The sequence below is a fragment of the Amycolatopsis decaplanina DSM 44594 genome (assembly GCF_000342005.1).
GTDB lineage: Bacteria > Actinomycetota > Actinomycetes > Mycobacteriales > Pseudonocardiaceae > Amycolatopsis > Amycolatopsis decaplanina.
Window position 1 is genome coordinate 1 of record NZ_AOHO01000019.1, and the last position, 24,926, is coordinate 24,926.

General features: G+C 67.6%; 24 protein-coding genes and 2 tRNA genes. 13 read left to right on the forward strand and 13 right to left on the reverse strand.

Annotated elements, in window-relative coordinates:
• Positions 1-73: 73 nt before the first annotated feature.
• Complete coding sequence (locus H074_RS01155) at positions 74-451, reverse strand: DUF3224 domain-containing protein (RefSeq protein WP_007028178.1); 378 nt, start codon at positions 449-451, stop codon at positions 74-76.
• A gap of 47 nt (positions 452-498) precedes the next feature.
• A complete protein-coding gene (locus H074_RS01160; protein WP_007028179.1) occupies positions 499-2,025 on the reverse strand; it encodes a helicase HerA-like domain-containing protein in 1,527 nt (508 codons plus the stop codon).
• 112 nt (positions 2,026-2,137) lie between these two features.
• Here H074_RS01160 and orn point away from each other — a divergent pair, with 112 nt between their 5' ends.
• Together orn and H074_RS01170 are read left to right on the forward strand one after the other, a co-directional pair.
• Complete coding sequence (orn, locus tag H074_RS01165; protein WP_007028180.1) at positions 2,138-2,746, forward strand: oligoribonuclease; 609 nt, start codon at positions 2,138-2,140, stop codon at positions 2,744-2,746.
• A gap of 77 nt (positions 2,747-2,823) precedes the next feature.
• Positions 2,824-2,899: transfer RNA gene (locus tag H074_RS01170), tRNA-His, on the forward strand.
• 253 nt (positions 2,900-3,152) lie between these two features.
• On the opposite strand, the gene H074_RS01175 is transcribed toward H074_RS01170, so the two are convergent.
• Positions 3,153-4,373, reverse strand: coding sequence for a L,D-transpeptidase (locus tag H074_RS01175; RefSeq protein ID WP_200865743.1), 1,221 nt, complete (start codon positions 4,371-4,373; stop codon positions 3,153-3,155).
• 195 nt (positions 4,374-4,568) lie between these two features.
• Here H074_RS01175 and H074_RS01180 point away from each other — a divergent pair.
• A tRNA-Lys gene (locus tag H074_RS01180) sits at positions 4,569-4,641 on the forward strand.
• Positions 4,642-5,102: 461 nt separating this feature from the next.
• Positions 5,103-5,975 (forward strand): class I SAM-dependent methyltransferase, encoded by an 873-nt coding sequence (locus tag H074_RS01185; protein ID WP_007028182.1) that lies wholly within the window; start codon positions 5,103-5,105, stop codon positions 5,973-5,975.
• Positions 5,976-6,003: 28 nt separating this feature from the next.
• Here the strand turns inward: H074_RS01185 and H074_RS01190 are convergent, their stop codons facing one another.
• The gene (locus tag H074_RS01190; protein ID WP_039921184.1) at positions 6,004-6,885 is read right to left on the reverse strand and encodes an AurF N-oxygenase family protein; all 882 of its coding nucleotides are present in this window, start codon (positions 6,883-6,885) and stop codon (positions 6,004-6,006) included.
• Positions 6,886-7,244: 359 nt separating this feature from the next.
• Here H074_RS01190 and H074_RS38670 point away from each other — a divergent pair, with 359 nt between their 5' ends.
• Complete coding sequence (locus H074_RS38670) at positions 7,245-8,195, forward strand: NAD-dependent epimerase/dehydratase family protein (RefSeq protein ID WP_007028184.1); 951 nt, start codon at positions 7,245-7,247, stop codon at positions 8,193-8,195.
• Positions 8,196-8,343: 148 nt separating this feature from the next.
• Here the strand turns inward: H074_RS38670 and H074_RS01200 are convergent, their stop codons facing one another.
• The 4 genes from H074_RS01200 to H074_RS01215 are packed head-to-tail and all read right to left on the reverse strand — an operon-like array spanning position 8,344 to position 10,977.
• Complete coding sequence (locus H074_RS01200; RefSeq protein WP_007028185.1) at positions 8,344-8,601, reverse strand: hypothetical protein; 258 nt, start codon at positions 8,599-8,601, stop codon at positions 8,344-8,346.
• Between the two features lie 18 nt (positions 8,602-8,619).
• Positions 8,620-9,510: an AurF N-oxygenase family protein gene (locus H074_RS01205; protein WP_007028186.1), complete on the reverse strand. Its 891-nt coding sequence runs from the start codon at positions 9,508-9,510 to the stop codon at positions 8,620-8,622.
• Positions 9,507-10,388, reverse strand: a complete 882-nt coding sequence (locus tag H074_RS01210) for a crotonase/enoyl-CoA hydratase family protein (RefSeq protein WP_007028187.1) — start codon at positions 10,386-10,388, stop codon at positions 9,507-9,509. The genes H074_RS01205 and H074_RS01210 overlap by 4 nt, the downstream gene beginning before the upstream one ends.
• Positions 10,378-10,977, reverse strand: a complete 600-nt coding sequence (locus H074_RS01215; protein WP_007028188.1) for a TetR/AcrR family transcriptional regulator — start codon at positions 10,975-10,977, stop codon at positions 10,378-10,380. The genes H074_RS01210 and H074_RS01215 overlap by 11 nt, the downstream gene beginning before the upstream one ends.
• Before the next feature lie 253 nt (positions 10,978-11,230).
• Between H074_RS01215 and H074_RS01220 the strand changes: the two genes are divergently transcribed.
• Together H074_RS01220 and H074_RS01225 are read left to right on the forward strand one after the other, a co-directional pair.
• Positions 11,231-13,129 carry an elongation factor G gene (locus tag H074_RS01220; protein WP_007028189.1) on the forward strand — a complete coding sequence of 633 codons (1,899 nt, stop codon included), beginning with the start codon at positions 11,231-11,233 and terminating at the stop codon, positions 13,127-13,129.
• Between the two features lie 58 nt (positions 13,130-13,187).
• A complete protein-coding gene (locus tag H074_RS01225; RefSeq protein WP_051071869.1) occupies positions 13,188-13,931 on the forward strand; it encodes a GAF and ANTAR domain-containing protein in 744 nt (247 codons plus the stop codon).
• On the opposite strand, the gene H074_RS01230 is transcribed toward H074_RS01225, so the two are convergent.
• Together H074_RS01230 and H074_RS01235 are read right to left on the reverse strand one after the other, a co-directional pair.
• The gene (locus tag H074_RS01230; RefSeq protein ID WP_007028191.1) at positions 13,928-15,067 is read right to left on the reverse strand and encodes a Gfo/Idh/MocA family protein; all 1,140 of its coding nucleotides are present in this window, start codon (positions 15,065-15,067) and stop codon (positions 13,928-13,930) included. The genes H074_RS01225 and H074_RS01230 overlap by 4 nt on opposite strands.
• 88 nt (positions 15,068-15,155) lie before the next feature.
• Positions 15,156-15,527 carry a MerR family transcriptional regulator gene (locus H074_RS01235; RefSeq protein WP_007028192.1) on the reverse strand — a complete coding sequence of 124 codons (372 nt, stop codon included), beginning with the start codon at positions 15,525-15,527 and terminating at the stop codon, positions 15,156-15,158.
• 64 nt (positions 15,528-15,591) lie between these two features.
• Between H074_RS01235 and H074_RS01240 the strand changes: the two genes are divergently transcribed.
• Entirely contained in the window at positions 15,592-16,818 is a 1,227-nt protein-coding gene (locus H074_RS01240; RefSeq protein ID WP_007028193.1) for an MFS transporter, read from the forward strand.
• Here H074_RS01240 and H074_RS01245 read toward each other — a convergent pair.
• On the reverse strand, positions 16,739-17,635 hold the full coding sequence (locus H074_RS01245) for a LysR family transcriptional regulator (protein ID WP_007028194.1): 897 nt from the start codon (positions 17,633-17,635) through the stop codon (positions 16,739-16,741). The two genes, H074_RS01240 and H074_RS01245, sit on opposite strands and share 80 nt — an antisense overlap.
• A gap of 87 nt (positions 17,636-17,722) precedes the next feature.
• On the opposite strand from H074_RS01245, the gene H074_RS01250 reads away from it, so the two are divergent.
• Entirely contained in the window at positions 17,723-19,063 is a 1,341-nt protein-coding gene (locus H074_RS01250) for an aspartate aminotransferase family protein (RefSeq protein WP_007028195.1), read from the forward strand.
• A gap of 124 nt (positions 19,064-19,187) precedes the next feature.
• Here H074_RS01250 and H074_RS01255 read toward each other — a convergent pair whose 3' ends face one another.
• Positions 19,188-19,997: an alpha/beta fold hydrolase gene (locus H074_RS01255; protein WP_007028196.1), complete on the reverse strand. Its 810-nt coding sequence runs from the start codon at positions 19,995-19,997 to the stop codon at positions 19,188-19,190.
• A gap of 251 nt (positions 19,998-20,248) precedes the next feature.
• Between H074_RS01255 and H074_RS01260 the strand changes: the two genes are divergently transcribed.
• Positions 20,249-21,274 carry a medium chain dehydrogenase/reductase family protein gene (locus H074_RS01260; protein ID WP_007028197.1) on the forward strand — a complete coding sequence of 342 codons (1,026 nt, stop codon included), beginning with the start codon at positions 20,249-20,251 and terminating at the stop codon, positions 21,272-21,274.
• Positions 21,275-21,332: 58 nt separating this feature from the next.
• Complete coding sequence (locus H074_RS01265) at positions 21,333-21,869, forward strand: DM13 domain-containing protein (RefSeq protein WP_007028198.1); 537 nt, start codon at positions 21,333-21,335, stop codon at positions 21,867-21,869.
• Here H074_RS01265 and H074_RS01270 read toward each other — a convergent pair.
• Complete coding sequence (locus H074_RS01270; protein WP_007028199.1) at positions 21,866-22,495, reverse strand: TetR/AcrR family transcriptional regulator; 630 nt, start codon at positions 22,493-22,495, stop codon at positions 21,866-21,868. The two genes, H074_RS01265 and H074_RS01270, sit on opposite strands and share 4 nt — an antisense overlap.
• Before the next feature lie 60 nt (positions 22,496-22,555).
• Here H074_RS01270 and H074_RS01275 point away from each other — a divergent pair, with 60 nt between their 5' ends.
• Together H074_RS01275 and H074_RS01280 are read left to right on the forward strand one after the other, a co-directional pair.
• Entirely contained in the window at positions 22,556-22,987 is a 432-nt protein-coding gene (locus H074_RS01275) for an RpiB/LacA/LacB family sugar-phosphate isomerase (protein WP_007028200.1), read from the forward strand.
• A gap of 261 nt (positions 22,988-23,248) precedes the next feature.
• Positions 23,249-24,898, forward strand: a complete 1,650-nt coding sequence (locus H074_RS01280) for a glycosyl hydrolase family 18 protein (RefSeq protein ID WP_007028201.1) — start codon at positions 23,249-23,251, stop codon at positions 24,896-24,898.
• Positions 24,899-24,926 lie beyond the last annotated feature (28 nt).

Below are 24,926 nucleotides of genomic sequence, written 5' to 3' on the forward strand. Positions count from 1 at the left end.
ACAACACCGAACAAACCAGACAAAACCACGCCGCCGCTTGACAAACAAAACCCAGGGATGTCTTCACGGACTTTCAGAGTTCGTACGTGAGGGTGAAGGTGTGGTTGCCTTCGTCGTCCTGGACGATCTCCGCCGTACCGGTGATGCCGGCCAGCTCGCCGTGGCCGGAGCCCGGCAAGACGATCAGGTGATGCCCGTTCTCCCCCGCCGAGTGATGCAGGACGAAACCACCCTTACGCCCGTCGACGGAGACGGCCAGCCGTTCGAAGGCGACGTACGCCGACGACGTCCCGTTTACCGCCGTGAGCATCTCGACAGCGCTGGTCCCTTCGATCTCACCAGTGAACGTCTTGGTCAGCCGCACCCGCGAGAACTCGGTGTCTTCGGCCTTCTCGGTGACTTGCGGATCCCAGCCGTCCACAGTGAACGAGGCTGTCGCGGTGTTGGTCATGCCGCCGAGTCTGCCCGGAATACCTGACAGAACGCGTCAGGTATTCGTCACCGCCTCCGGTTCCCGAACAGGCCGCGGGTGATCTCCCGTCCCAGCGCGCTCGCGGCCGAGCGAAGGAACGACTTCACCGCCGGGTTCTTCATCGCCTGCTCGACCATGCCAGGCCCTTCCTTCTCCGGTTTCGGAGCCGGAGGCGCTTCCGGCGGAGCCTCACCGGCAGGCGGAGCCGCCACCTTCGCGGCGAGCTTCTCGTAGGCCGACTCGCGGTCGATCGTCTCGGCGTACTTCGCGTGCAGATCCGAAGACGTCGTCGCCGCGGAGATGGCTTCGGCACCGATGGACCCCATCTTCGAACGCGGTGCGCGCAGGCGGGTCCACGCGACCGGAGTCGGCGCGCCCCGCTCGGAAAGCACGGTGACGATCGCTTCGCCGATACCGAGGGACGTCAGCGCCGAGTCCAGTTCGTAGTGCTTCGTCTTCGGGTACGTCTTCACCGTCTTCGTCAGCGCCGCCTGGTCCTCGGGCGTGAACGCGCGCAACGCGTGCTGCACGCGCGCGCCCAGCTGGGACAGGACGTTGTTGGGGATGTCCGTCGGAAGCTGCGTGCAGAAGAACACGCCGACACCCTTCGACCGGATCAGCTTCACGGTCTGCTCGATGCGCTCCAAGAACGCCTTCGACGCGTCGTTGAACAGCAGATGCGCCTCGTCGAAGAAGAACACCAGCTTCGGCTTGTCGAGGTCGCCCTCTTCGGGCAGTTCCTCGAACAACTCGGCCAGCAGCCACATGAGGAACGTCGAGAACAGCGCGGGTTTCGACTGGAGGTTGTCCAGCTCCAGCAAGGTCACCATCGCCTTGCCGCCGTCTTCCCGCATCAGATCGTGGACGTCCAGCTCGGGCTCGCCGAAGAAGTCCTCGCCGCCCTGAGCCTCCAGATTGGACAGCGACCGGAGGATCACCCCGGCCGTCGCGGCCGAGACGCCACCGATGCCCTTGAGGTCCTCCTTGCCCTCGTCACTGGTCAGGTGCGTGATGACCGAGCGGAGGTCCTTCGTGTCCAGCAACGCCAGGCCGCGCTGATCGGCCCAGTGGAAGATCAGGCCGAGCGTCGACTCCTGGGTTTCGTTGAGCCCCAGCACCTTCGACAGCAGGATCGGGCCGAAACTCGTGATCGTCGCCCGGATCGGCGATCCCTTGCCCCCCGTTCCCAGCGACAGGAACTGAACGGGGAACGCGGCGGGCTCCCAGGAGTCACCCAGTTCTTCCGCGCGTTCGGCGATCTTGTCGTTGCTCTCGCCTCGCGCGGCAAGCCCCGACAGGTCGCCCTTCACGTCCGCCAGCACCACCGGCACCCCCGCCGCCGACAGCTGTTCGGCGATCAGCTGCAAGGTCTTCGTCTTCCCCGTCCCGGTCGCGCCCGCGACCAGCCCGTGCCGGTTCAGCGTCGCCAGCGGCAGGCGGACCGACGCGGCGGCGTCGGCCTTGCCGTCGATCACGACGGCGCCGAGCTCGACCGCCGCCCCTTCGCTCACGTACCCCTGCGCGATCTCCTGGGCTGGACCCTGTTCGGCCACTGTCGCTCCCTGGTCTGTGATATGGCTCACCTGAGGATGCACACGCTGCCAGCAACGCGCCGAACCCGCACGTCGCGCGTCATGAATCCCCGGGTCGGGTTAGGGTTTCGGGGTGAACGACCGCCTAGTCTGGATCGACTGCGAGATGACGGGGCTCGACCTCGGCAAGGACGCGTTGATCGAAATAGCCGCGCTGGTGACCGACGCCGAACTCAACGTCCTCGGCGAAGGCGTCGACATCGTCATCCATGCCGGCGACGAAACCCTCGACGGCATGCCGGAGGTCGTCCGCGAAATGCACGCCCGCTCCGGCCTCACCGAAGAGGTCCGGCGCTCCACGGTCACCATGGAAGAAGCCGAGCAGCGCGTACTCGAGTACATCCGCACCCACGTACCCGAGGCCAACGTCGCGCCGCTCGCGGGCAACTCCATCGCCACCGACCGCGGCTTCATCACCCGCGACATGCCCCTTCTCGACGCGCACCTGCACTACCGCATGGTCGACGTGTCGTCGGTGAAGGAACTCGTCCGGCGCTGGTACCCGCGGATCTACTACGCCAAGCCCGAGAAGGGCCTCGCGCACCGCGCGCTCGCCGACATCAAGGAATCCATCGGGGAGCTCGACTACTACCGTCGCGTCGCCTTCGTCCCGCAGCCCGGCCCGACCACCGAACAGGCCAAGGCGGCGGCCGCTGAAGTGCAGGAACGCCACGAACGGTAACCCGTTGCGAGCCCCGGAAACGGGCACGCTAATATAGTGCGGCCGAGGTGAGGAGAAGCTTCCCGAGCCCGGCGATGGTGGGCGTAGCTCAGCTGGTAGAGCACCTGGTTGTGGTCCAGGAGGTCGCGGGTTCGAAACCCGTCGCTCACCCCATCACCCCAGTTTGGCCGGTTCGTCCGCCAAGCTGGGGTTTCGCTTTTTCAGAGGTACCGGCAACACGGCGTGACGCTCGCGCGAGTTCAGGAAGGAACTCGCGTGGAGGATGCCATGAGACGATGGCCGGGCCTGCACGGCCTATCCGCCGAACCCGAGCCGGGATACTTCAACGGCATGCCTCCGCCCGGAACGCCATGAGGGGTCCCCTCAGGACGAAATCCGTCCTAAGGGGACCCCTCATGACAACGGGTCAGTTCCGGTCGCCGCCGGTCTTCCAGTCGTCCCAGGACATCTGCCACACCGACCAGCCGTCGGTCGGCTCCAGCACCTGCGGGCCCGAGTTGGTGACCGTGATGATGTCGCCCTTCTTCGAAGTGTCCATCAGCCACTTCGCGTTCTCGGTCGACAGGTTGATGCAACCGTGGCTCACGTTCCGCTTGCCCTGCGAACCGACCGACCACGGCGCCGAGTGGTAGAAGATGCCGCTGTTCGACATGCGCACCGCGTACTTCACGAACGTCCGGTAGCCGGCCTTGCTGTCCGTCGGCACGCCGTACGTGCTGGAGTCCATCGTGTACCCGGTGTGCTCGCTCATCACCGTGTAGGTCCCGGCCGGGGTGCTGCTCGACGGCTTGCCCATGGAGATCGGCATCTGCTTGACCTCCTGGTCGTTCACGACGACCTTCATCTGATGGGTGCCGCCGTCCGCGGTCGCGACCAGTTTGTCGCCGACGACCACCTTGGCAGGCTTGTCCTCGCGACCGAAGGTGTTGTTGCCGAGATTCTTGCCGTAGATCGCCGCGTTGACCGAGATCTTCGTGCCCGGCTTGAAGTACTCCTTGGGCCGCCACATCACTGTCTTTTCGCCGAACCAGTGGAACGCGCCCTCGGCCTGCGGCTCGGTGACGATCTTCAGTGCCTTCTCGGTCGCCGCCTTGTCCGGGACGTTGGCGGTGAAGGTGAAGATCAACGGCAGCCCGACGCCGACCGTCTCCCCCTCGACCAGGTTGATCGAGACGCCGATCTGACGGCCGGGCTTGGCCGTGGAGAACGTCGAGGTCGAGGTGACCGGCTTTCCGTCGGTCCCGGTCGCGGCCGCGGTGACGGTGTAGGTCTTGCCGTAGCCGAGCGGTTCCGCCGACTCCCAGCCCGAACCGTCCTCCTTCGGCTTGCCCGCCACGACCTTGCCGTCGGCGCCGGTCAGTTTGACCTCGCCCACCTTGCCGTCGGCGACGGCCACCGTGACCGGCTCACCGGGCGCCACGTCCGCCGCACCCTGCGCCGGGGTCAGCGTCATCACGGCGGGCTTCGGCGCCGGCGCGGGCGCTCCACTCTGCTGCGAACCCCCGGGAGCACCACCCGGCGACGGCGATTCACCCGACGGTGTACTGCTGCACGCGGCCAGTGTGAACCCGGCCACCAAAGCCACCACAGCCACCCGCGACCGCCCCGTCGCTCCCCAGACCCTCATGCACACCGCCCGTTTCGCGTGGTACCAACCCCTACGTCTGGCTATAGTCTGCCTGACCGGCCGCAACACCTGCGGCCGGATGGCCGAATACGTCCCGGCCCGCCGTTAGGGGACCCCCCTGAAACGGGCCCCAGCAACCCTGTGTTAATGTTTTCCACGTCGCCGAGGGGAACACCAAAGCGGCGGAACAAGCAGGCGCCATTAGCTCAATTGGCAGAGCAGCTGGCTCTTAACCAGCGGGTTCGGGGTTCGAGTCCCTGATGGCGCACAGTTCGAAAACAAAGCCCACCAACGATTATTCCTTAATTCAGGGATGCCGTTGGTGGGCTTTGTTGATGTGTGAGTCCGAGGTAGGGCCACCGTGAGCCCGGTCGAGTGCCCCTCCACGATGAACAAGGTGCGGACCTCGTCCGCGGCCCTGGCTTCGTTGTCGCCGACCGCGAGTGGCGCGCGGCCTGCAGATCTTCCGTCCTCGTAGGTGTCGCTCGCGTGACCCAGTAACGCTTGCGCCGTCTCCAGGTCGGTTCCCGCGGCCAACGACAGCGTCGCCGCGCCATGCCGGAGGTCACGGCGGGGCCGCGCATACCTGCTTGGCGTACGGTGAAATACATGCGGCGGCCGTCCACTGGCAACAAGCGTCGGAACGCTACGACCGCCTTGGCGTCCCGGAGGCCGATCGGGTACGGGTTCGCCTGAACGCTGTCCCTCGATCAGGCGAGATGAGCTGACATGTCCAAGATTTCCACCGCGGAGTCGGTCACGCTCTTCCGGGCCGCGGGCGCCCTGCAGCCGGAGCGCGAGTTGCGAAACCCCGACTTGTACGCCTCGCGAATCCTGCCTTGGTGGCCGCCCCTTCGCGCGTCGATCAAGATTCCTGGGCTGCGTCACGTGGTCAGCCGGGCGATCCGGAGAAAGTGGGCCGCCGGGCTGTGGTACGAAGTGGTCCGGACGAAATACATGGACGGGGTTTTGTCCGCCTCGACAGCGGGCGGCGCCACCCAGGTCGTCCTTCTCGGCGCCGGCTTCGACACCCGGGCCCATCGTATGCGGCAGGAGATCGGAACCGCGTCGGTCTTCGAGGTGGACCAGCCGCACATGTCCGCGCGCAAGCAACAGCGAGCCTGTGCGCTACCCGACTCCCGTGTTCGATATCTGGCCGCGGACCTAGAAGAAGATGACCTGGCAGAGGTACTGCACAAGGGTGGCTACGATCCCTCGGCCAAGACGGTCGTGCTGTGGTCGGGCGTGACCCCGTACTTGCGGCAGGAGGGCGTCGATACGACGTTGCGCTGGTTCGCGCAGCAGGCGCCCGGCAGCTCACTCGTCTTCGACTACTGCTGGCGGGAGATCCTCGACGGCAGGGCTGAGATCCCTCAGGCTCAGGCGGTCCTGCGGGACGTCGCCTCGCGCGGTGAGCCCTGGCGGTGGGGTATCCAGCGGGGCCGCGCGAATGAACTACTCGCCGCGCACCGGCTCGAGCTGGTCGAAGACCTGGAAGGCGCCGAGGCACAACGCCGGTACCTGACCCGCGCTGACGGGTCCGTTCAGGGACCGATCTGGTTCTTCGGTGGTTTCGTACACGCCCAGGTATCGGACCGTTGACCACACGCCAGGAGTTACGAAGTCCCTGTCAGAGCAGGTGGGATCTCCGCCAGAGGGCCAAGGTCATCCTGCCCTGGAGAAAGCCGGCGTCACCGCAGAACGCGACCAGCCGCTCGGACATCCAGCGCAAGGACTCGTAGTAGCGCGGATTGGTCAGAGCCGCGCGGTATGCGGCCCTCGGGTCGAGTCCGGCTCTCCGGTAGGTCGCCGGTCGGAGCAACGCGCGCCCCAGCGACCATGCCAGCAATGCCACCCCGAGTCGGTTCAGCCGACGTGAGAACGGTCCGGCTTCCTCCAGCGTCCGCCGTGCGGCCTCACGGGCGTACGTCACGTGCCGGCTTTCCTCCAGCACGTGGATCCGATAGACCATCCGAAGCAACGGCTGGATGTGTTCATCGTTCATCGCCTCGCGTTGCAGGCGATCCACCGGCTCCTCGAAGAACAACGCGCTGGCCCAGAAGAACGCGCCCTGCGGTATGACCGCCGACACGACGTTGACCAGCTTGGTGATGAGCCTCGACTGGGGTACCACCGAACCGCCGAGCCAGGTTATGGCTTTGGCGAACATCGTCGAGTGCCGGCATTCGTCGGCGACTTCTGTCAGCGCGTAAAGCTCAGGGCCGGCCCCTGGAACACCTTCCTGCACAGCGCGAAGCAATGACCGCATGAGGCTGAGCTCGGCGTGGATGATCACGGACAACAACGTGATCGTTTCCTGCCGCGCCAACTCGATCCGCTGCCCGGAAGACAGCGACTCCCACAACAGGGTGCCGTACAAAGGCAGCCGATGCGTCGGAAAGTACAGCTTGGCCTCGTCGACCTGCGCACACCAGTCGATATCGACTTCAGGATCGTAGGATCGCCCGGCCGACGACTTCAGCAACCTCCGGGCAATACGCTCTCGCCTCATCCGAACCCGTGCTCTCCCGCTTGCTCGTCCTCGCTGCGCTCAAACCCTGCCCGGACCGAAGTTGAACTGTCAACGCGAGTCGGATCGACCGCGGTGACCCGAAGTAGATACGACCGCTGTGCCGATTCTTTGACGGCGCGGGAATCGCGCGCCGCCGCCATACGCGACTGTGAGCTGGTCAAGCCGATCCCAGTTTTCAGCTGAGACCGAACGGACATCCGCTGACTGTCGCGGAGAGGCACCGGCATGACCAGCGCGGTAATCTGGTGGCGTAACAGCACACCGCGTAGCTGTGGCCTACCGACCGGACCATCAGCGCCCCAACGGGCACTCCCAGCGACCGTTGAAAGGACAGCCCCTTGAAGGTCCTGGTAGTAGGCGGAACCGGCTTCATCGGACATCACATCGTGCGTGAACTACTGGCACACGAGCACGACGTCACGGTGCTGGTCCGCACGCCACCTACGAACCTCCCCGCCGCGGTAACAGTCCAACTCGGCGACCTCACCGATCTGTCCGAGGAACGACTCGACACGGTCGTCGCCGGCCACAGGGGCATCATCGTCGCATCGGCCGCCGCCGTCGCCGCACCGCGCAACGCCGACATCGCCGCGTTCTTCCACGACACCAACGTCGCACCCGTCGCCAGATTGCTCACCGCCGCATGCCGGGCGCGGTGCGACCGCGCCGTCATCCTCGGCAGTTTCTACGCCACCCTGCAACGCGAACAGCCGGCACTCCGCCTGGCAGAACTCAGTCCGTACATTGCCAGCAGAATCGAACAAGCCGAGCGCGCACGCGCCGCGGTCAACGCGGAAACCTCCGTGGCCGTCCTCGAACTCCCCTACGTCGCAGGCACGACTCCAGGCCGGCAATCACCTCTCGAACCCATGCTGCACAGCATGTCCGTCGGCAACGCGGACATTCTCGCCTACCCCGGCACCACCGCCGTCGTCACCGTCACTCAAGTCGCACAAGCCGCCGTCGCAGCGCTGGACCGTCGCGCCAACGGAAACTATCCAATCGTCACCGCAAACCTCCCTTGGACCGACCTCTTCACCCGCCTCGCAACCGCAGCCGGCCGCCCTCCCAAACGCATCTGGAAACTCCCCCCAAGCGCCATCAAACTTCTGATCCGCAGGGAAGGCATCCGGCAACGCCGCCAAGGATTCACCATCGGTTTCCACCCCACACAATGGAGCAACCTGCACGCCACCGCCATGAACCTCGACCCGGACATCGCCCGCACCGAACTCGGCGTCGAGCCCGACGACCTCGACAGAGCCCTGGCAATCCTGACCGCAACCTGATCCACGCACGGCTTGACTTATGGTCCGCCAGTCGAGGACCCGTCGGCACAGCTGCCCAGGTCCTCCATCGCGTTGTCCGTACATCCGGCCCCAGCTCGGTCAGTGCTGGCCCGATTGGACCTTGGCCAACTGACGTCGCCGGGGTGGGTCAACGCCGGGTGAGCACCCGCTTGCCCAGCCAGCCGGCGTAGACGGCCAGCCCCGCGATCCCGGCCTTGCGGGTCGGGCGGGCCGCGATCGCCAGGCCGATGGCGAGTTCGGTGGCGCCGTTGCGGTAGGTCCAGTTGCGGATGTCGTCGGCGAAGGCCATCTTCGTCACTGGTTCGAAGGCAGCCGGAGCGGCGAAGTGGGCGAGACCGGTCGCGGCGATGCCGAGGCCGAGGAGCTTGCCGGTGCGTGCGGACATGGGGTTGCCTTCCTTTGTTCAGTCGAGGACGCCGGCGCGGCGCCAGAGCCGGCGGCTCGGGCCGCCGATGAGGCCGATCTCGGTGAAGTATTCGACGGCCTTGGCCGCCCACGCCGCCTTCGTCCGGCGCCAGTGCGGGTTCGCCGCGGCGACCTGGCGGGCTTCACGGGGATCGAGGCCGACAGAGGTGTATGCCTTGGGGTGCAACAACTCCGATGTCGCGACGTAGGCCATCCCGGCGATCGCCCAGCGGATCAGTTCGCGGCCGACGCGACCGTGACGGGCCCAGGCCCGGCCCAGCTCGTCCTTGGCGAAGCTGATGTGGCGTGCCTCTTCGATGACGTGGATGCGCGAGATCATCCGGATCATCGGCTGCAGGCTGGAGTCGCGCATCATCTCGCGTTGCATACCGTCGGCGAGTTCTTCGACGTAGATCGCGCCGGCGAACAGCAGCGCCGGACCACAGATCGCGCCGAACACCTTGCCCGCGCGGTGCGCCGAGCGGCTCGGGCGCCGGACGACGCCGCCGGTCTTCGCGATCGAGCGGGCGAACATGGTGCTGTGACGGCATTCGTCGGCGATCTCGGTGAGCGCGTACTGGGCGTTGTGGGTCGTCGGGTCGCTGTTGTAGACGTGGCGCACGAGGCCCTGCATGAGGATCAGTTCGAACCAGATGCCCGACGCCGCCGCGGCCGCGGCCTCCTGACGGCTCAGCTCACCTCGCTGGTCTTCGCCGAGGCGCTCCCACAATTCGGTGCCGTACAAGGAACATCGTTCCGGCGCCTTGCCGTACGCCCCGTCGACCAGCGGTGCCAGCCAGTCGACGTCGACGTCCGGGTCGTAGGAGAGCCGCGCGGCGGAGCGCTGCAGGCGCTCGGCGACCCGTTCGCTTTCGGTGTTCGCGGTCATGACGACCTCCTGGGATCCGTGTTCTCCGGCAGCGGTCCGCCGCCGTCCGGGATGACCTGTCCGGAATCGCGGTAGGCCACCGCCTCGTGGAAACCATCACGTTCGGCGAACTCGCGGAACCAGCGCCCTTCCGGGGTGTGCCGGGTGATGCCGTCGAAAAGCGTCGCGAGCGTCTGGGTGCCGGACAGGCCCATGTTGTCGTAGGCCTGGTTGATCATCAGCTTCTGCATCACCAGCTGGTTCGTCGGCACACCCGCCATCCGGTCGGCCAGTTCCTCGACGGCGGCTTCGAGCCGTTCGGGTTCCACCGCTTCGAGCGCGAGTCCCCATTCCGCCGCGGTGGCGCCGTCGATGGTGTCGCCGGTGAGCAGCATCCGCTTCGCGCGCTGGGCCCCGGCGCGGTAGACCCACATCGCGGTCGTCGGACAGCCCCACACCCGTGCGGGCGGATAGCCGATACGCGCGTCGGTCGCCATAATCAGCACGTCGCACGACAGCGCGATGTCGCTGCCTCCGGCGATCGCGTGTCCCTGGACCTGGCAGATGGTGGGCTTCAGCGACCGCCACAGACTGAAGAAGTCGTCGGTGTTGCGCTTCATCAGCCGGTAGTCCTTGACCGGGTCCCAGACCGGGCCCTGGTTCCAGCGGCCTTCGGCGTCTTCCTCCGCGAACTGTTTGAGGTCGTACCCGGCGCAGAACGACCGGCCTTCGCCGCGCACCACGATCACCCGGACCGCGTCGTCCTCGTTCGCCCGCTCCACGGCCTGCCGGATCTCGCGGGGCATGACGTCGTTGATCGCGTTGAGCCGCTCGGGGCGGTTCAAGGTCAGGTAGGCCTTCCGGTCTTCGACTCGGTAAGTGAGCGTCTCAAACGCCATCGGAGCTCCCCAGTGCCCGGAGGGTGAACGTGACCAGGTGCGGGATCGTGTCCGGTCCGCCTTCCCCGGCCAAGGGGCCCACCAGCGTTTCCGCGCCCGCGCCGACCAATGCCGCGGCGGTCGCTTCCGCGTCCTGCGGGGGCAGCAGTCCCCTCTCGATGCCGTCGGCGATCGTCCTGGCGATGACCTCGCGGAACGCGCGGCGGAACACCAGTCGCTCGGCCTCGACCACGGCGTCAACCGGTTCGGCCAGCAACGCGTACGCCAGCCTCGGCGCCTTCAACGCCCGGCCGGCGAAGGTCTCGATCACGGCGACCACCCGCTCGCGGACGTCGCCTTGGGAGGCGGCGGCCTCGACGGCGTCGACCTCCCGGGAGACCACCTCGCGGAAGACCTCGACGACGAGGTCGGCCTTGGACGGGAACTGCCGGTACACGCTGCCGGTGCCCACGCCCGCCCGCGCGGCGACCGCGGCCATGGAGCAGCCCGCGTAGCCGGTCTCGGCCAGCAGCGCGATGGCCGCGGCCAGGATCTCGCCTCGCTGCGAATCCAGTCTGGCCTGCGTCTTCGGGGTACGTCGGTACGGCACGCAAGGAGTGAAGCACGGATTCCGCACTTCAGCAACGCCCGGAACCTCGTGAGTGGCTAGGACGGTTCTAACCGTCCTAGCCACTCACGAGGCGGGGCACTCAGGCCGGCCTTAAATCGCGTGACCGGCCGGAAACACGCTGCTAATGTCCGGCGCGCCCAGGTGTTTCCCGGAAAAAAGGAGAACGGCGTGCGCCGAGCTGTCGAGTCCCCGAGTCGTACGGACCTTTCGACAGCCCTGGAGCCGTTCATCCATGGAGTATCTGAACCTCGGAATCCTCGCCCATGTCGACGCCGGTAAGACGAGCCTGACGGAGCGCCTGCTCCATCACACCGGTGCCATCGGCACCCTCGGCCGCGTCGACGCCGGAGACACCCGCACCGACACGATGGAGCTGGAACGCCGTCGCGGCATCACGATCCGCTCGGCCGTCGTGTCGTTCCGCATCGGCGACCTGCGCGTCAACCTGATCGACACCCCCGGCCACCCGGACTTCATCGCCGAGGTCGAACGCGCGCTGCGGGTGCTCGACGGAGTCGTCCTCGTGGTTTCCGCCGTCGAGGGGGTGCAAGCCCAGACCAGGGTGCTCATGCGCGCGCTCGCGCGGCTGCGGATCCCCGTGCTGATCTTCGTCAACAAGATCGACAGGGCAGGCGCCCGTCACGACGGCCTCCTCGCCGACCTCGCCGAACGCCTCGGCGTCGCGTGCGTGCCGATGTCCGAGGTCGACGGCCTCGGCACGTCGGCCGCGAAGGTCCGGCCGCGGCCGGTCTCACCGTCGTCCGGTCTGGCCGAACAACTGGCCGACCACAGCGACGCCTTCCTCGCCGCGTATCTCGAAGACACGGTGACGGCAGAGGACTACCGGGCCGAGGTCGTCCGCCAGACCCGGCTCGGCGTCGTCTCCCCCGTCTTCTTCGGCTCCGCGCGCAGCGGTGAAGGGATCACCGAGCTGATCTCCGGCCTCCGTGAATTCCTTGCCGGGTCGGGGAAACCCGTTCCGGACGGCCTGTTGCGCGCGGCCGTGTTCAAGATCGAACGCGGGAGCGCGCACGAGAAGATCGCCTACGTCCGCGTGTTCTCCGGCGAGATCGGCGCACGGGACCACGTCCGGTTCCATCGCCGGGGCCCGGGCGAGGTCATCACGACGGAGGCGAAGGTGAGCGCGGTACGCGTTTTCGAACTCGGCGACGAAACCGTCGAGGCCCGCGCGCGGGCCGGGCAGATCGCCAAGGTCACCGGACTCAAGGACATCCGGATCGGTGACCTCGTCGGCGTCCCCGACAGCGAAAGCGCCTCCACGCAGTTCCCGCCGCCTGCCTTGGAAACCGTGGTCAGTCCCACCCGGCCTGCCGAAACGCCGTCGGTGTTCGCAGCCCTGCAGGAACTGGCGGAACAGGATCCGCTGATCACCGTCCGGCAGGACGAGACACGCCGGATCTCGGTGCGGCTCTACGGCGAGGTGCAGAAGGAGATCATCGCGGAGACGCTCGCCTCGCAGCACGGCCTCGACGTCGAGTTCAGCCTCACCCGGCCGGTCTGCGTCGAACGGCCGATCGGGACGGGGCACGCGGTGTGGCTCATCACGGAGAAGCGGAATCCCTGCTTCGCGACGCTCGGGCTGCGGGTCGGTCCCGGCGCCCCCGGTTCCGGACTGACCTTCGGGCTCGACGTCGAACTCGGCTCCCTCCCCCTCGCTTTCCACAAGGCCATCGAGGAGACCGTCGACGCGACGCTGCGGCGGGGCCCGTCCGGCCGGGAGGTGATCGACTGCGTGGTGACCGTCACCCACACCGGCTACTTCAGCCCGGTCAGCGCGGCGGGCGACTTCCGCAAGGTCACCCCGCTCGTGCTGGAAGAAGCGCTCCGGGAGGCGGGGACCGAAGTACTCGAACCGGTCAGCCGGGTCGAGGTGGAATTGCCCGCCGGCTCGGTGACCGCGACGCTCTCCCTGCTGGTCGAATGCGGCGGGACCGTCACCGGCTCGGTGGCGAGGGGCGACCGGGCCGAACTGACGGGCGTCCTGCCCGCGGGACAGGTCACCCGGTTCGAACAGCAACTGCCCGGGCTCACGCGCGGCGAAGGCCTGATGACCACCGAACCGGCGGGCCACCGTCCACGGGTTACCCCGAATCGGCCAATGCCCGGCTAGCCGGAACGAGTACGTTCGGGTGGTCGGCGAAATCCGCCGTCCGAGGGAAAGGGCCATGATGGATCAGTTTCGCGACACCGCTTCGGCGTTGCGGGAGCTCACGGAGTCGATGCGGCTCGACGAGCCCCGCGACGAGTTGCTGGAACGGGTGGCGAAGAAGGTGGTCGGCCTGCTGCCGGGCGCGGACGCCGCCACGGTGACGCTGTACTCCGACAACGAACCGAGCACCGTCGCCGCCACCGACGAGTCCCTGCTGCCCCTGGACAAGGCGCAGTACAGCGCGGACGAGGGCCCCTGCCTGAAGGCCGCCGAAGGCGGGACGATCGTCCGGACCCTGCTGGACGCCGACGCGGCCGCACGCTGGCCGGACTTCGCGGCCACCGCCGACCAGCTCGGCGTGCGGACCGCGCTGGCCTGCCCGCTGTTCGTCCCCGGCGACTCCCACGTCAAGCGACGCGAATCCGAGCCGCTGTCCGGCGCGCTCAACGTCTGGAGCTTCCAGAAGAACGCCTTCGACCCGGTCGAAGCGGCACTGGTCGCGATGTTCACCTCGGCGATCTCGGCGATCATCCTGACCGCGTCCCGCTGGGCCGCCGCCGAACGGCAGGCGGAGACCCTGGTCACCGCGTTGGAGACCAGGGACGCCATCGCCACCGCGAAGGGGATCGTGATGGCACGTCTGGAGCTGAACGCCGAGGAGGCCTTCCGCTGGCTCACTGAGGCGTCGCAGCACACGAACCGCAAGATCCGGGAGATCTCGGTGCTGATCGCCGAGGACCCGGGAGCGGTCTTCGGGCGTTAGCCCAGCGAGATCCGGCGGTTCTCCCGTGAGGACTCGAGGCCGGCTTCCGCGAGCCGGATGCCGCGTACCCCTGCCATGAAGTCGTAGGGGTGCGGGGCGTCCTCCACGACATGGCGGATGAACTGCTCCCACTGGGCGCGGAAACCGTTGCCGAAGTCCTCGTTGTCCGGCACTTCCTGCCACTGCGAACGGTACGACCGCGTCTCGGCGAGGTCCGGGTTCCACACCGGCTTCGGGGTGGCCTCCCTCGGCTGGATGACGCACTTGTGCAGACCCGCGACCGCGCTGCCCTTGGTGCCGTCGACCTGGAACTCCACCAGTTCGTCGCGATGGACCCGCACGCACCAGGACGAGTTGAGCTGGGCGATGATCCCGCCTTCGAGTTCGAAGATCGCGTACGCGGCGTCGTCGGCCGTGGCGGCGTACCGGTCGCCCTTCTCGTCGACGCGCTCCGGGATGTGGGTGACGGCCTTCGCGGTCACGGCATTGACGGCGCCGAAGAGGTTCTCCAGCACGTAGTTCCAGTGGCAGAACATGTCGACGACGATGCCGCCGCCGTCTTCGGCGCGGTAGTTCCAGCTGGGGCGCTGCGCCGCCTGCCAGTCGCCCTCGAAGACCCAGTAGCCGAACTCGCCGCGCACGGAGAGGATCTGGCCGAAGAAGCCGCTGTCGATCAGCCGCTTCAGTTTGAGCAGGCCGGGCAGGTACAGCTTGTCGTGGACGACGCCGTTCTTGACCCCGGCGGCCTCCGCGTGCCGTGCCAGTGCGAGCGCGCCTTCGACCGACTCCGCGACCGGCTTCTCGGTGTAGATGTGCTTGCCCGCGTCGATGGCGCGGACGATCGACTTCTCCCGGACGGCGGTCAGCTGCGCGTCGAAGTAGAGCGGGAGATCGTCGTCGCCGAGGGCGGCGTCGAGGTCGGTGGTCCAACGGGTCAGCCCGTGCCGCGTGGCGATCTCTTCGAGCTTGTCCGCGTTGCGCCCCACCAGGACCGGCTCCAGCTGGACCCGCGATCCGTCGGACAGTTCGACCCCGCCCGCCTCCCTGATCGCCAGGACCGAGCGCACCAGGTGCTGCCGATAGCCCATCCGCCCGGTGACGCCGTTCATCACGACGCCGAGTTTCCGCGTGGTCATCCGTTCTCCTTTGAAAGCGCTTTCCTGCCCACATCCTGAAAGCGCTTTCTCATACTGTCAAGACCGATGCGAGGAATGTCCCTCCGGCTCAGGACGCCGGGTCGTAGGCACGGACCGCGTCGAGGTACTCGGTGATCGCGTCCCGGTTGCGGAGCAGGCATTCGGCCCGCCGGGTCATCCGGTCGCGCTCGGCCTCCAGGGTCTCGAGCATCTCCGCGGTCGCGTCCGGGAAGTAGATCTGCCGGGGTTTGTCCAGGCACGGCAGGATCTGCTTGATGATGCGGGTCGGCAGCCCGGCGTCGAGCAGGCCGCGGACCTGGATGACCCTGTCGACCGACGACTCGTCGTAATCGCGGTAGCCGTTGGCCTGCCGCCGCGAGACGATGAGGCCCTGCTCCTCGTAGTACCGCAGCAGCCGGCGCGACGTTCCCGTCCGCTCCGACAGCTCCCCGATCCGCATGTGCGCCACCTCACTCCGGCCGACTTGACCTTCACATCTATGTGATGGTTCGAGCATACGGAGCATGACTGCGAAACTCCCCTTCGGCGCGCTGCTCGCGCTGACCACGGCGGCGTTCGTCACCGTCCTCACCGAGGCCCTGCCCGCGGGCGTGCTGCCTGCGATGAGCACCGGCCTCGGCGTCAGCGAAGCGGCGACCGGCCAGCTGGTGACGGTGTACGCGATCGGCACCGCCCTGACCGCGATCCCCCTGTCCGCCGCGACCGCGGGCTGGCGCCGCAAACGCTTGCTCCTGACCGGAGTCGCCGGTTTCGCCGTCGCCAACACCGTCACGGCGCTGTCCACGAACTATCCGCTGACCCTCGGCGCGCGGTTCGTCGCCGGGATCGCGGCGGGCGTCGTGTGGGCGCTGCTGGCCGGTCACGCCCGGCGGCTGGCGCCGGAACCGATGCGGGGCAAGGCGATCGCCGTCGTGATGACCGGCATCCCCCTCGCGCTCTCGCTCGGCATGCCCGCCGGCACGTTCCTGGGCGGCGTCTTCGGCTGGCAGGTGACGTTCTCCCTCATGTCGGTGCTCGCGCTCGGCCTGCTCGGCTGGATCACCCTGGCAGTCCCCGATTTTCCCGGCCAGGACAAGGGCGGCAGGCTCCCGGTGCGCAAGACCCTCGCCGTGCCCGGCGTGGCCGCGGTCCTGTTCGTGACGCTGACCTTCGTGCTGGCGCACAACATCCTCTACACCTACATCGCCACCTTCCTCGAACACGTATCGATGGGTGGTTCGGTCGAGGAGATCCTGCTGGTGTTCGGGCTGGCTTCGATGGTCAGCATCTGGTTCGCCGGCGTCCACATCGACCGGCGGCTGCGTCCGCTGACCGTCACCGGCACCCTCCTCGTGGCAGGCGGGTCGGCGATTTTGGCTCTGCTGGGCGAGAATCCGGCACTGGTCTACATCGCGGCGGCGCTGTGGGGGCTCGGCTGGGGTGGCGTCCCGACGCTGCTGCAGACCGCCGCCGCGCAGGCTGGCGACAAGAGCGGCGCGGCGGACATCGCGCAGGCCATGCTGGTCACCCTGTGGAACGCGGCGATGGCGGGCGGCGGGATCGCCGGCGGCGTCCTCCTCGACGGCTTCGGCGCGGAGTCGTTCCCCTGGAGTGTTTTGGTGCTGCTCGTGCCGACGCTGGCCGTGGTGCTGGTGGCGCGGCGGCACGGGTTCACAGCGGCAGTTCAGGATGACTCCGGATCGCCTCGAGAACCAGGTCGACAGCGGCGCGAGGCGCGGACCCGCGCCTGATCGCCGCGGTGATGGAGCGGTCGACCGGCGTCGCGAGTTCGCGGGTGGCGACGCGGTAGCGCCTGTCGACGGCGAGGCCGGGCAGGAGGGCGATCGAAAGCCCGGCCTCGACGTGCTGCAAGGTCATCATGTAGTTGCTGAACCGGGCGATCACACGCGGCTCGAAACCGGCTTCGCGGCAGAGCCGGGTGGCGAGGTTCGCCATGTACGACTGAGGGATGTCGAACGCCCAGGGCTCACTCGCGTAGGCGGCGAGGTCGGCGGGGCCCCGGCCCGCGGCCGGATGACCGGGCGGCACGACGAGCACGATCGGGTCGGTCGCGAGCGGTACGAGGTCGATGTCGGGCCCCAGCGGCTGCTCGACGAAGTCCGTGGTGGTGATGATGACGTCGGCGTCGCCGACGCGGAGCGCGGGCATGCTCACGTGCGGTTCGAGTTCGAGCAGTTCGATCTGGAGTCGCGGATGCGAACGGGCCAGCCGGTTCACCGCGGGGACGGCGATGGTGTGGATCGCGCTCTGGAAGGCGCCGAGGCGGACGAGCCCCGCCGGCTCCTCACCGAGACCGCGCAGCTCCGCCTCGACGGTGTCCATGTGGTCGAGGATCGCTCTCGCGCGGCGGGCCAGCATCCGCCCGGCCGGGGTCAGCCGGACCCGGCGGCCGGTGCGTTCCAGCAGGTGGGTGCGCGTCTCGGCCTCGAGGACCGCGAGCTGCTGGGACACGCTCGACGCGCTCAGGTTGGCCGCCTTGGCGACCGCGCGGACGGTGCCGAGCGTGTCCAGCCGGCTCAGCAGACTGAGCCTCCAAGGGTTGAGCATGACATCCATTGTTGTACGGATCAGCCGAACAGCACAGCCGGAATCGTGAGATGGACGTGTCGCTCGGATCCGTTTTACCGTCGAGGTATGGCTGCTCCGACCACCGAACTGTCCACCGCCGACCGTTTCTGGGCCGACGCCGACCGGCACCTCGTGCGCTACGCCGGGGCCGGCGACTTCACCCGCGAGATCATCGACCACGCCGCCGGGAGCTATCTGTTCACCGAGTCCGGGCGGCGGATCCTCGACTTCACGTCCGGGCAGATGAGCGCGATCCTCGGGCATTCGCATCCGGAGATCGTCGAGACCGTGCGACGGCAGATCGGCTCGCTGGACCACCTGTTCAGCGGGATGCTGAGCCGCCCCGTCGTCGACCTCGCGCGGCGGCTGGCCGAGACCTTGCCGTCACCGCTGGCAAAGGCACTGCTGCTGACCACCGGGGCGGAGTCGAACGAGGCCGCGATCCGGATGGCGAAGCTGGTGACCGGGAAACACGAAATCGTGTCGTTCGCCAGGTCGTGGCACGGGATGACGCAAGCGGCGGCGAACGCGACCTACAGCGCGGGCCGTAAAGGCTACGGTCCGACCGCGCCCGGCAACTTCGCCATTCCCGCGCCGAATTCCTATCGGCCGGACTTCCTCACCCCTGACGGGGAACTGGACTGGAAGCGCCAGCTGGACTTCGGGTTCGAGATGATCGACGCCCAGTCCGTCGGCAGCCTCGCGGCATGCGTCGTCGAACCGATCCTCAGCTCGGGCGGGATCATCGAGCCGCCGCCCGGATACTTCGCCGCCCTGCAGGAGAAGTGCCGCGAACGCGGGATGCTGCTGATCCTCGACGAGGCACAGACCGGCCTGTGCCGCACGGGAAACTGGTACGCGTTCGAACGCGACGGGGTCGTCCCCGACATCCTCACGCTGTCCAAGACGCTGGGCGCCGGGCTCCCGCTGGCGGCGGTGATCACGAGCGCGGAGATCGAGCAAGAGGCGCACGACCGCGGCTATCTGTTCTTCACCACACACGTCGCGGACCCGCTGGTGGCGGCCGTCGGGAACACCGTGCTCGACGTCCTCACCCGCGACCGCCTCGACGAACGCGCCACCGAATTGGGCGCCTTCCTCCGCCGCGGCCTCGACGACCTCGCCGCTCGTCATCCCGTCGTCGGCGACATCCGCGGACGCGGCCTGCTGGTCGGCGTGGAACTCGTCGTGGACCGTTCCACCAAACGGAGCTCCGACGAACTGGGCGCGCTGGTCACGCGGCGTTGCCTCGAACTGGGTCTGCACATGAACATCGTGCAGCTGCCGGGGATGGGCGGGGTGTTCCGGATCGCTCCCCCGCTGACCGCGACGGAGGACGAACTGGCGGAAGGGCTCGCCGTGCTGGATCAGGCAATCGGGGATGCTTGCGCGCGGTTCGGGCTTTGAGGCGAGGTGTGAGCTTTCCCTGCCTCGGACGATGAGCGGGTCTCGAGCGCCTCGTCCGAGACGCTCACCGTCTCGAACGTGACGCTCGGGACTCACGCCCTTGGCCGCCGATACGGCGCGACCGCTATGCCCGGAACTCCCGAAGCAACCGAGCCACCTCGGCCGGTCGCTCCAAGAACGGCGAGTGCCCGGCGCCCTCCACGACCTCAACCCGGGCTCCCGCCGCCGAATATCGCGCGAAAGTCTTTTCACAGTCGTAAAAACGGTCCCGCCGCCCGAGAATAACCAAGCATGGCAACGCCAAATCCGCCACTTGCTCGTCCAACGGCCGCGCGGCCAGCAATCGCGCGCGTTCGACGAGCACCACCCGGGCCATCGCCGGAGCGGTGACGGCGTGATCGGCCAGGTCCTGCAGGGGATCGTCGAACAAGACCCCTCGACGGAACCGCGAAGCGAACCGGACCCACCGCCGATGGGCGATCCGCCGCACGAGCGTGCTGACGATCGGCAGCAGCACCGGGCTGCCCGGCGGAAATGACGCGTAGCCGTAGTCCGGAGCCTGCCCGATCAACACCAAGGAACCGGCCCTCGGCGAGATCGCGGCAAGTGCCAAAGCGACATCCGCGCCGAAGGAATGACCGGCGATCAGGACGTCCTCGACGCCCAGCGCGTCGAGGACGGCGGCCACCATGCGGGCCTGCGACACCGCGTCGAGACCGGAAGCACCGGAAGAACCGCCGGTACAACCGTGCCCCAGCAGATCCACCCGGATCACGTGGTGCCCCGCGGACAGGCCGAGGGTGAGCCGGTCGAACCAGTGCACCGATCCGCAATACCCGTGCAGCAACAGCAACGGCGGCCCGGCACCGTCCTGACGGACATGAACGGCGGCACCGTTCACGTCGAGGATGTCGCCGATGGGGGAACGAGGCACTCCCCCAAAGTAACTCAGACCGGCACGCTCTCCCTGCCGCAGGACAACAGGAAGGCCGCGATCCCGACGGGAAGGAACATGAGTACGCCGTAGATCCCGGCCGACGCCCTTTCAGGTCGGCATCGTGTCAAGCGGCGAGAAGCCGGCCAAGACACCGAAACCCGGACGTTACCCCGCTTGACTTTTTCGAGAGCAGTGCTCACTATGGTTATAAGCTCTAACGGACGCTACAAGCAATCGAGGAGATCACGATGGGCATGCTGACCGAGGTGGTACTGCCGGGCAAGGTCGAGCCGGAAGGCCTGGAGCTGCGGGAACGCCCGCTTCCCGAGCCCGGTCCCGGCCAGGTCGTGATCGCGATGGAGGCGACCGGGGTGTCGTTCGCCGAACAGCAGATGCGCCGCGGCAAGTACTACGACCAGCCGCCCTTCCCTTTCGTCCCCGGCTATGACCTGGTCGGCACGGTGCTGACCACCGGCGACGGGGTCGACCGAGGACTCGCCGGCCACCGGGTCGCCGCGCTGACGAAGGTCGGGAGCTGGGCCAGCCATGTGGTCCTCGACGCCGCCGACGTCGTACCCGTCCCGGACGGGCTCGGCGCCGAAGAGGCCGAGACCGCGGTGGTCAACGGCATCACCGCCTGGCAGATGCTGCACCGCAAGGCCCGGGTACGTGCCGGGCAGACGATCCTGGTCCACGGCGCGAACGGCGGGGTCGGTTCGCTGCTGGTCCAGCTCGCCGCGCAGGCGGGTGTGCAGGTGATCGGCACGGCGTCGGAACGGCACCACGAAGCGTTGCGACGTCAGGGAGTCATGCCGATCGACTACCGGACAGAGGACATCTCCGCGCGCGTCCGGGAACTCGCGCCCGAGGGGGTCGACGCCGTCTTCGACCACGTCGGCGGCGCGAGCGTGCCCGCGTCGTGGAAGCTGCTCGCCCGCGGTGGCACCCTCGTCTCCTACGGCAGTGCCGCGACCCGCGACGACGAGGGCTCCAAGCAGTTGCCCGTGCTCAAGATCCTCGCCCGCGTGCTGGTGTGGAACAGCCTGCCCAACGGCCGCAACGCGTACTTCTTCAACGTCTGGGCCGGCCGGTCCTTCGCCAAGAACCGGTTCCGCGCCCGCTTGCGCGAAGACCTCACCCAGGTCTTCACGGCACTGAAGGACGGCACGATCACGGCGCAGGTCGCGGCGCGCCTGCCGTTGAGCCGGGTCGCGGAAGCGATGCGGCTGGCCGAATCCGGGACGATCTCGAGCAAGGTGGTGCTCACGCCGTAAGAGTTCGGTAACCGCGCGAATCAGGCGATCCGGACGGTTCGCGCGGTTGAATGACCGCATGAAACGCAAGCGGGTGCTCGCCGTACTGGCGGCCGGGCTGGTGGTGGCGGTGGCCGCGGGCCTCTACTGGTTCCAGCCGTGGAAGCTCTGGGTGAACGAAACCGTCCAGGAGGCCTTGCCCGTCATCGCCCAGCCTTCGGTTCAAACCTCCGAAAGTGCCACGCCCGCCCCGAAAGAGCCCACGGTCGTGGCGACCGGCGCACTGATCGGCCACGAACACGCGACCAGCGGCGACGTCCGGATCCTGCGTGCGGCCGACGGTTCGCTGGTGCTGCGCCTGGAGAACCTCGACACGAGCAACGGACCGGATCTGCGGGTCTGGCTCACCGACGCGCCGGTCCTCCCCGGCAAGGACGGCTGGTTCGTGTTCGACGACGGCGCGCACGTGAGCGCCGGGAAACTCAAGGGCAACAAGGGAAGCCAGAACTACCCGCTGCCCGCGGGCACCGATCTGGCGCGCTATTCGAGCGTGACGATCTGGTGCGACCGGTTCAACGTGTCCTTCGGTGCGGCCGAGCTGACGAAAACCGCTTAGGCGAGCCGGTCCACGGCGTATTCCATCTCCGCGCGGACGGCACGCAGATCGATGCCACCGGGATCGATGATCGCGGCCACGGCGATCCCCCGCAGCTGGCCCACCAGCGCCGCCGCGTACGCGTCGGGGTCGCGGACACCGGTGATGGAGCCGTCCGCGAGCCCGGCGGCGATGGTCTGCGCGATGGCGAACCGGTACCGGCGGTCGGCCTCGGTCATCGCCGACCGCACCGCCGGATCGCCGACGGTCGCGTCCGTCCAGAGCACCACGAACGCCCGGTTCAGCGGCGGCATGTCGGTGAGCAGCTCGAAGAAGACGTCCAGCAGGGCCCGCAGCATGTCCATCGGGCTGGGGGTCAGCCCGCCGGTCCTGGTGGCGACGGCGGCGCCGAAAACATCGGCGAACTTCTCCGCGGCGAACTCGACGAGCCGCTGCACCAGCGTCTCCTTCGAGCCGAACAACTGGTGGACGACACCGCTGGGATAGCCGGTCCTGGCGCAGATCATGCCGATCTTGAGCCGGGCGAAGCCTGCCTCGCCGATCAGGCGGGCGGCGGTGTCGAGAATCCGTGTCCGTGCGATCTCCTGGTCACGCTGGACCTGGTGCTCCTCCGCAGACGAGTCCACGCCGAGATCCTCCCATGACTTCCGGTTCGTCACCGGTCGACGCGGCGTTACGATCCGGACATGAGGATCGCCTTCGCCGCCGACGACCGGAACGCCACCACGGACGCCGTCCAGGCCTATCTCGCCGAGGCGGGCCACGAGGTGCTCCGACCGGCGACGTCGGACGTCTGGCCGGAACTCGGCGCGGCGGTGGGCAGGTCGGTCGCCGACGGTGAGGCCGATTTCGGCGTGGTGATGTGCTGGACCGGGACGGGCACGGCCATCGCGGCCAACAAGGTCCCCGGGGTCCGCGCGGCACTGGCCTGGGACACCTGGATCGCCGCGGGCGCGCGCAAGTGGAACGACGCCAATGTGCTGGCACTGAGCCTGAAGCGGCTCGCTCCCGACGTGGCCGTCGAAATCACCGGCGTGTTCCTTTCCGGTGTCGTGCCCGACCCCGATGAAACGGCGAATATCGCCCGGCTCGGCGAAATGGACGAATTCCGTCGGTGAACGGCACCGAACCAGTGAACGGTTAACGCTGTCGAACGTATTAGGCCGTTCGCAGGAAAATCACCACTCTACGTAGTGACGCTTCCCATATTGGTCCAGACCACGTACCGTCTCCCGCAACAAAGCGTTCCGCATGGAGGTGGTCGATGAAGACGCATCCCCGCCTGCCCGGCTTCGGCCGCGGCAACGCGATGTCGCCGATTTCCCTTTGACGAAATCATCTCCAAGATCATTTCCCTGCACCGGGTTGTAAGGAGTGAAATGTCGAGAAAAAGATGGCATCTGGTCGGCCTGTTCACGGCCGTCGCGGCGCTGGCGGTCGGTCTGGTGACCGTCCCGGCGAACGCGGCGGGCGGGGTCGGAGCCACCCTGACCAAGGGTTCGGACTGGGGCTCCGGCTGGGAAGGCAAGTACACGATCACCAACAACTCGGGATCGGGCCTGACCTCCTGGACCCTCGAGTTCGATCTCGCGGCGGGACACTCGATCGCTTCACTGTGGGATGGCAGCTACTCCGTCTCCGGTCAGCACGTGACCGTCAAGAACACCTGGAACGGCAACGTTTCCAACGGTGCTTCCATCAGCTTCGGCTTCAACGTCAAGTACTCCGGGACCTACACCGCGCCCGCCAACTGCAAGATCAACGGCGGCTCCTGTGACCCGGGCGGTGGCGGCCCGACCACGACGCCGACCACCCCGACCACCACGACGTCCAACCCCACGACGTCGAACCCGCCCACGACCACCACGAGCAACCCGCCGACCACGACGACTTCGAACCCGAACCCGGGCGCGAAGAAGAACCTCGGCTACTTCGTGCAGTGGGGCGTCTACGGCCGTAACTACCACGTGAAGAACATTCACACTTCCGGTTCCGCGGCGAAGCTGACGCACATCAACTACGCGTTCGGCAACGTCACCAACGGTTCCTGCACGGCGAACGACGACACCTACGCCGACTACGACAAGTTCTACGACGCCGGGTCCAGTGTGGACGGTGTCGCGGACACGTGGGACGCGGGCGCGCTGCGCGGTAACTTCAACCAGCTGCGCAAGCTGAAGAAGATGTACCCGGGCCTCAAGGTGCTGTGGTCGTTCGGTGGCTGGACCTGGTCCGGCGGCTTCGGCCAGGCTTCGAAGAACCCGACCGCGTTCGCGGAGTCCTGCTACAAGCTGATCAAGGACCCGCGGTGGGCCGACGTCTTCGACGGCATCGACATCGACTGGGAGTACCCGAACGCCTGCGGTCTCACCTGTGACACCAGCGGCCCCGCCGCGATCAAGAACGTGGCTCAGGCGCTGCGCACCAAGTTCGGTTCCTCGTTCCTGGTCACCGCCGCGATCACCGCGGACGCCAGCAGCGGCGGCAAGATCGACTCCGCCGACTACGGCCCCGCTTCGGCGTACTTCGACTGGTACAACGTCATGACGTACGACTTCTTCGGCGCCTGGGCGGCGCAGGGTCCGACGGCCCCGCACTCGCCGCTGACCGCGTACCCGGGCATCCCGCAGCAGGGCTTCAACTCCGACGACGCCATCCAGAAGCTCAAGGCCAAGGGCGTTCCGGCCAGCAAACTGTTGCTGGGCATCGGTTTCTACGGCCGAGGCTGGACCGGCGTCACGCAGGACGCCCCGGGCGGCACCGCGACCGGTGCGGCACCGGGCACTTACGAGGCGGGCATCGAGGACTACAAGATCCTCAAGAACAGCTGCCCGTCGACCGGCACGATCGCGGGCACCGCGTACGCGAAGTGCGGCAACAACTGGTGGAGCTACGACACTCCCGCGACCATCAACGGAAAGATGGGCTGGACCAAGAACCAAGGTCTCGGTGGCGCGTTCTTCTGGGAGCTCAGCGGTGACACCTCAAATGGTGAACTCGTCACGGCCATGCGCAATGGCCTGAACTGAGAGGTTGACAGTGGCCAAGCGGACTTGG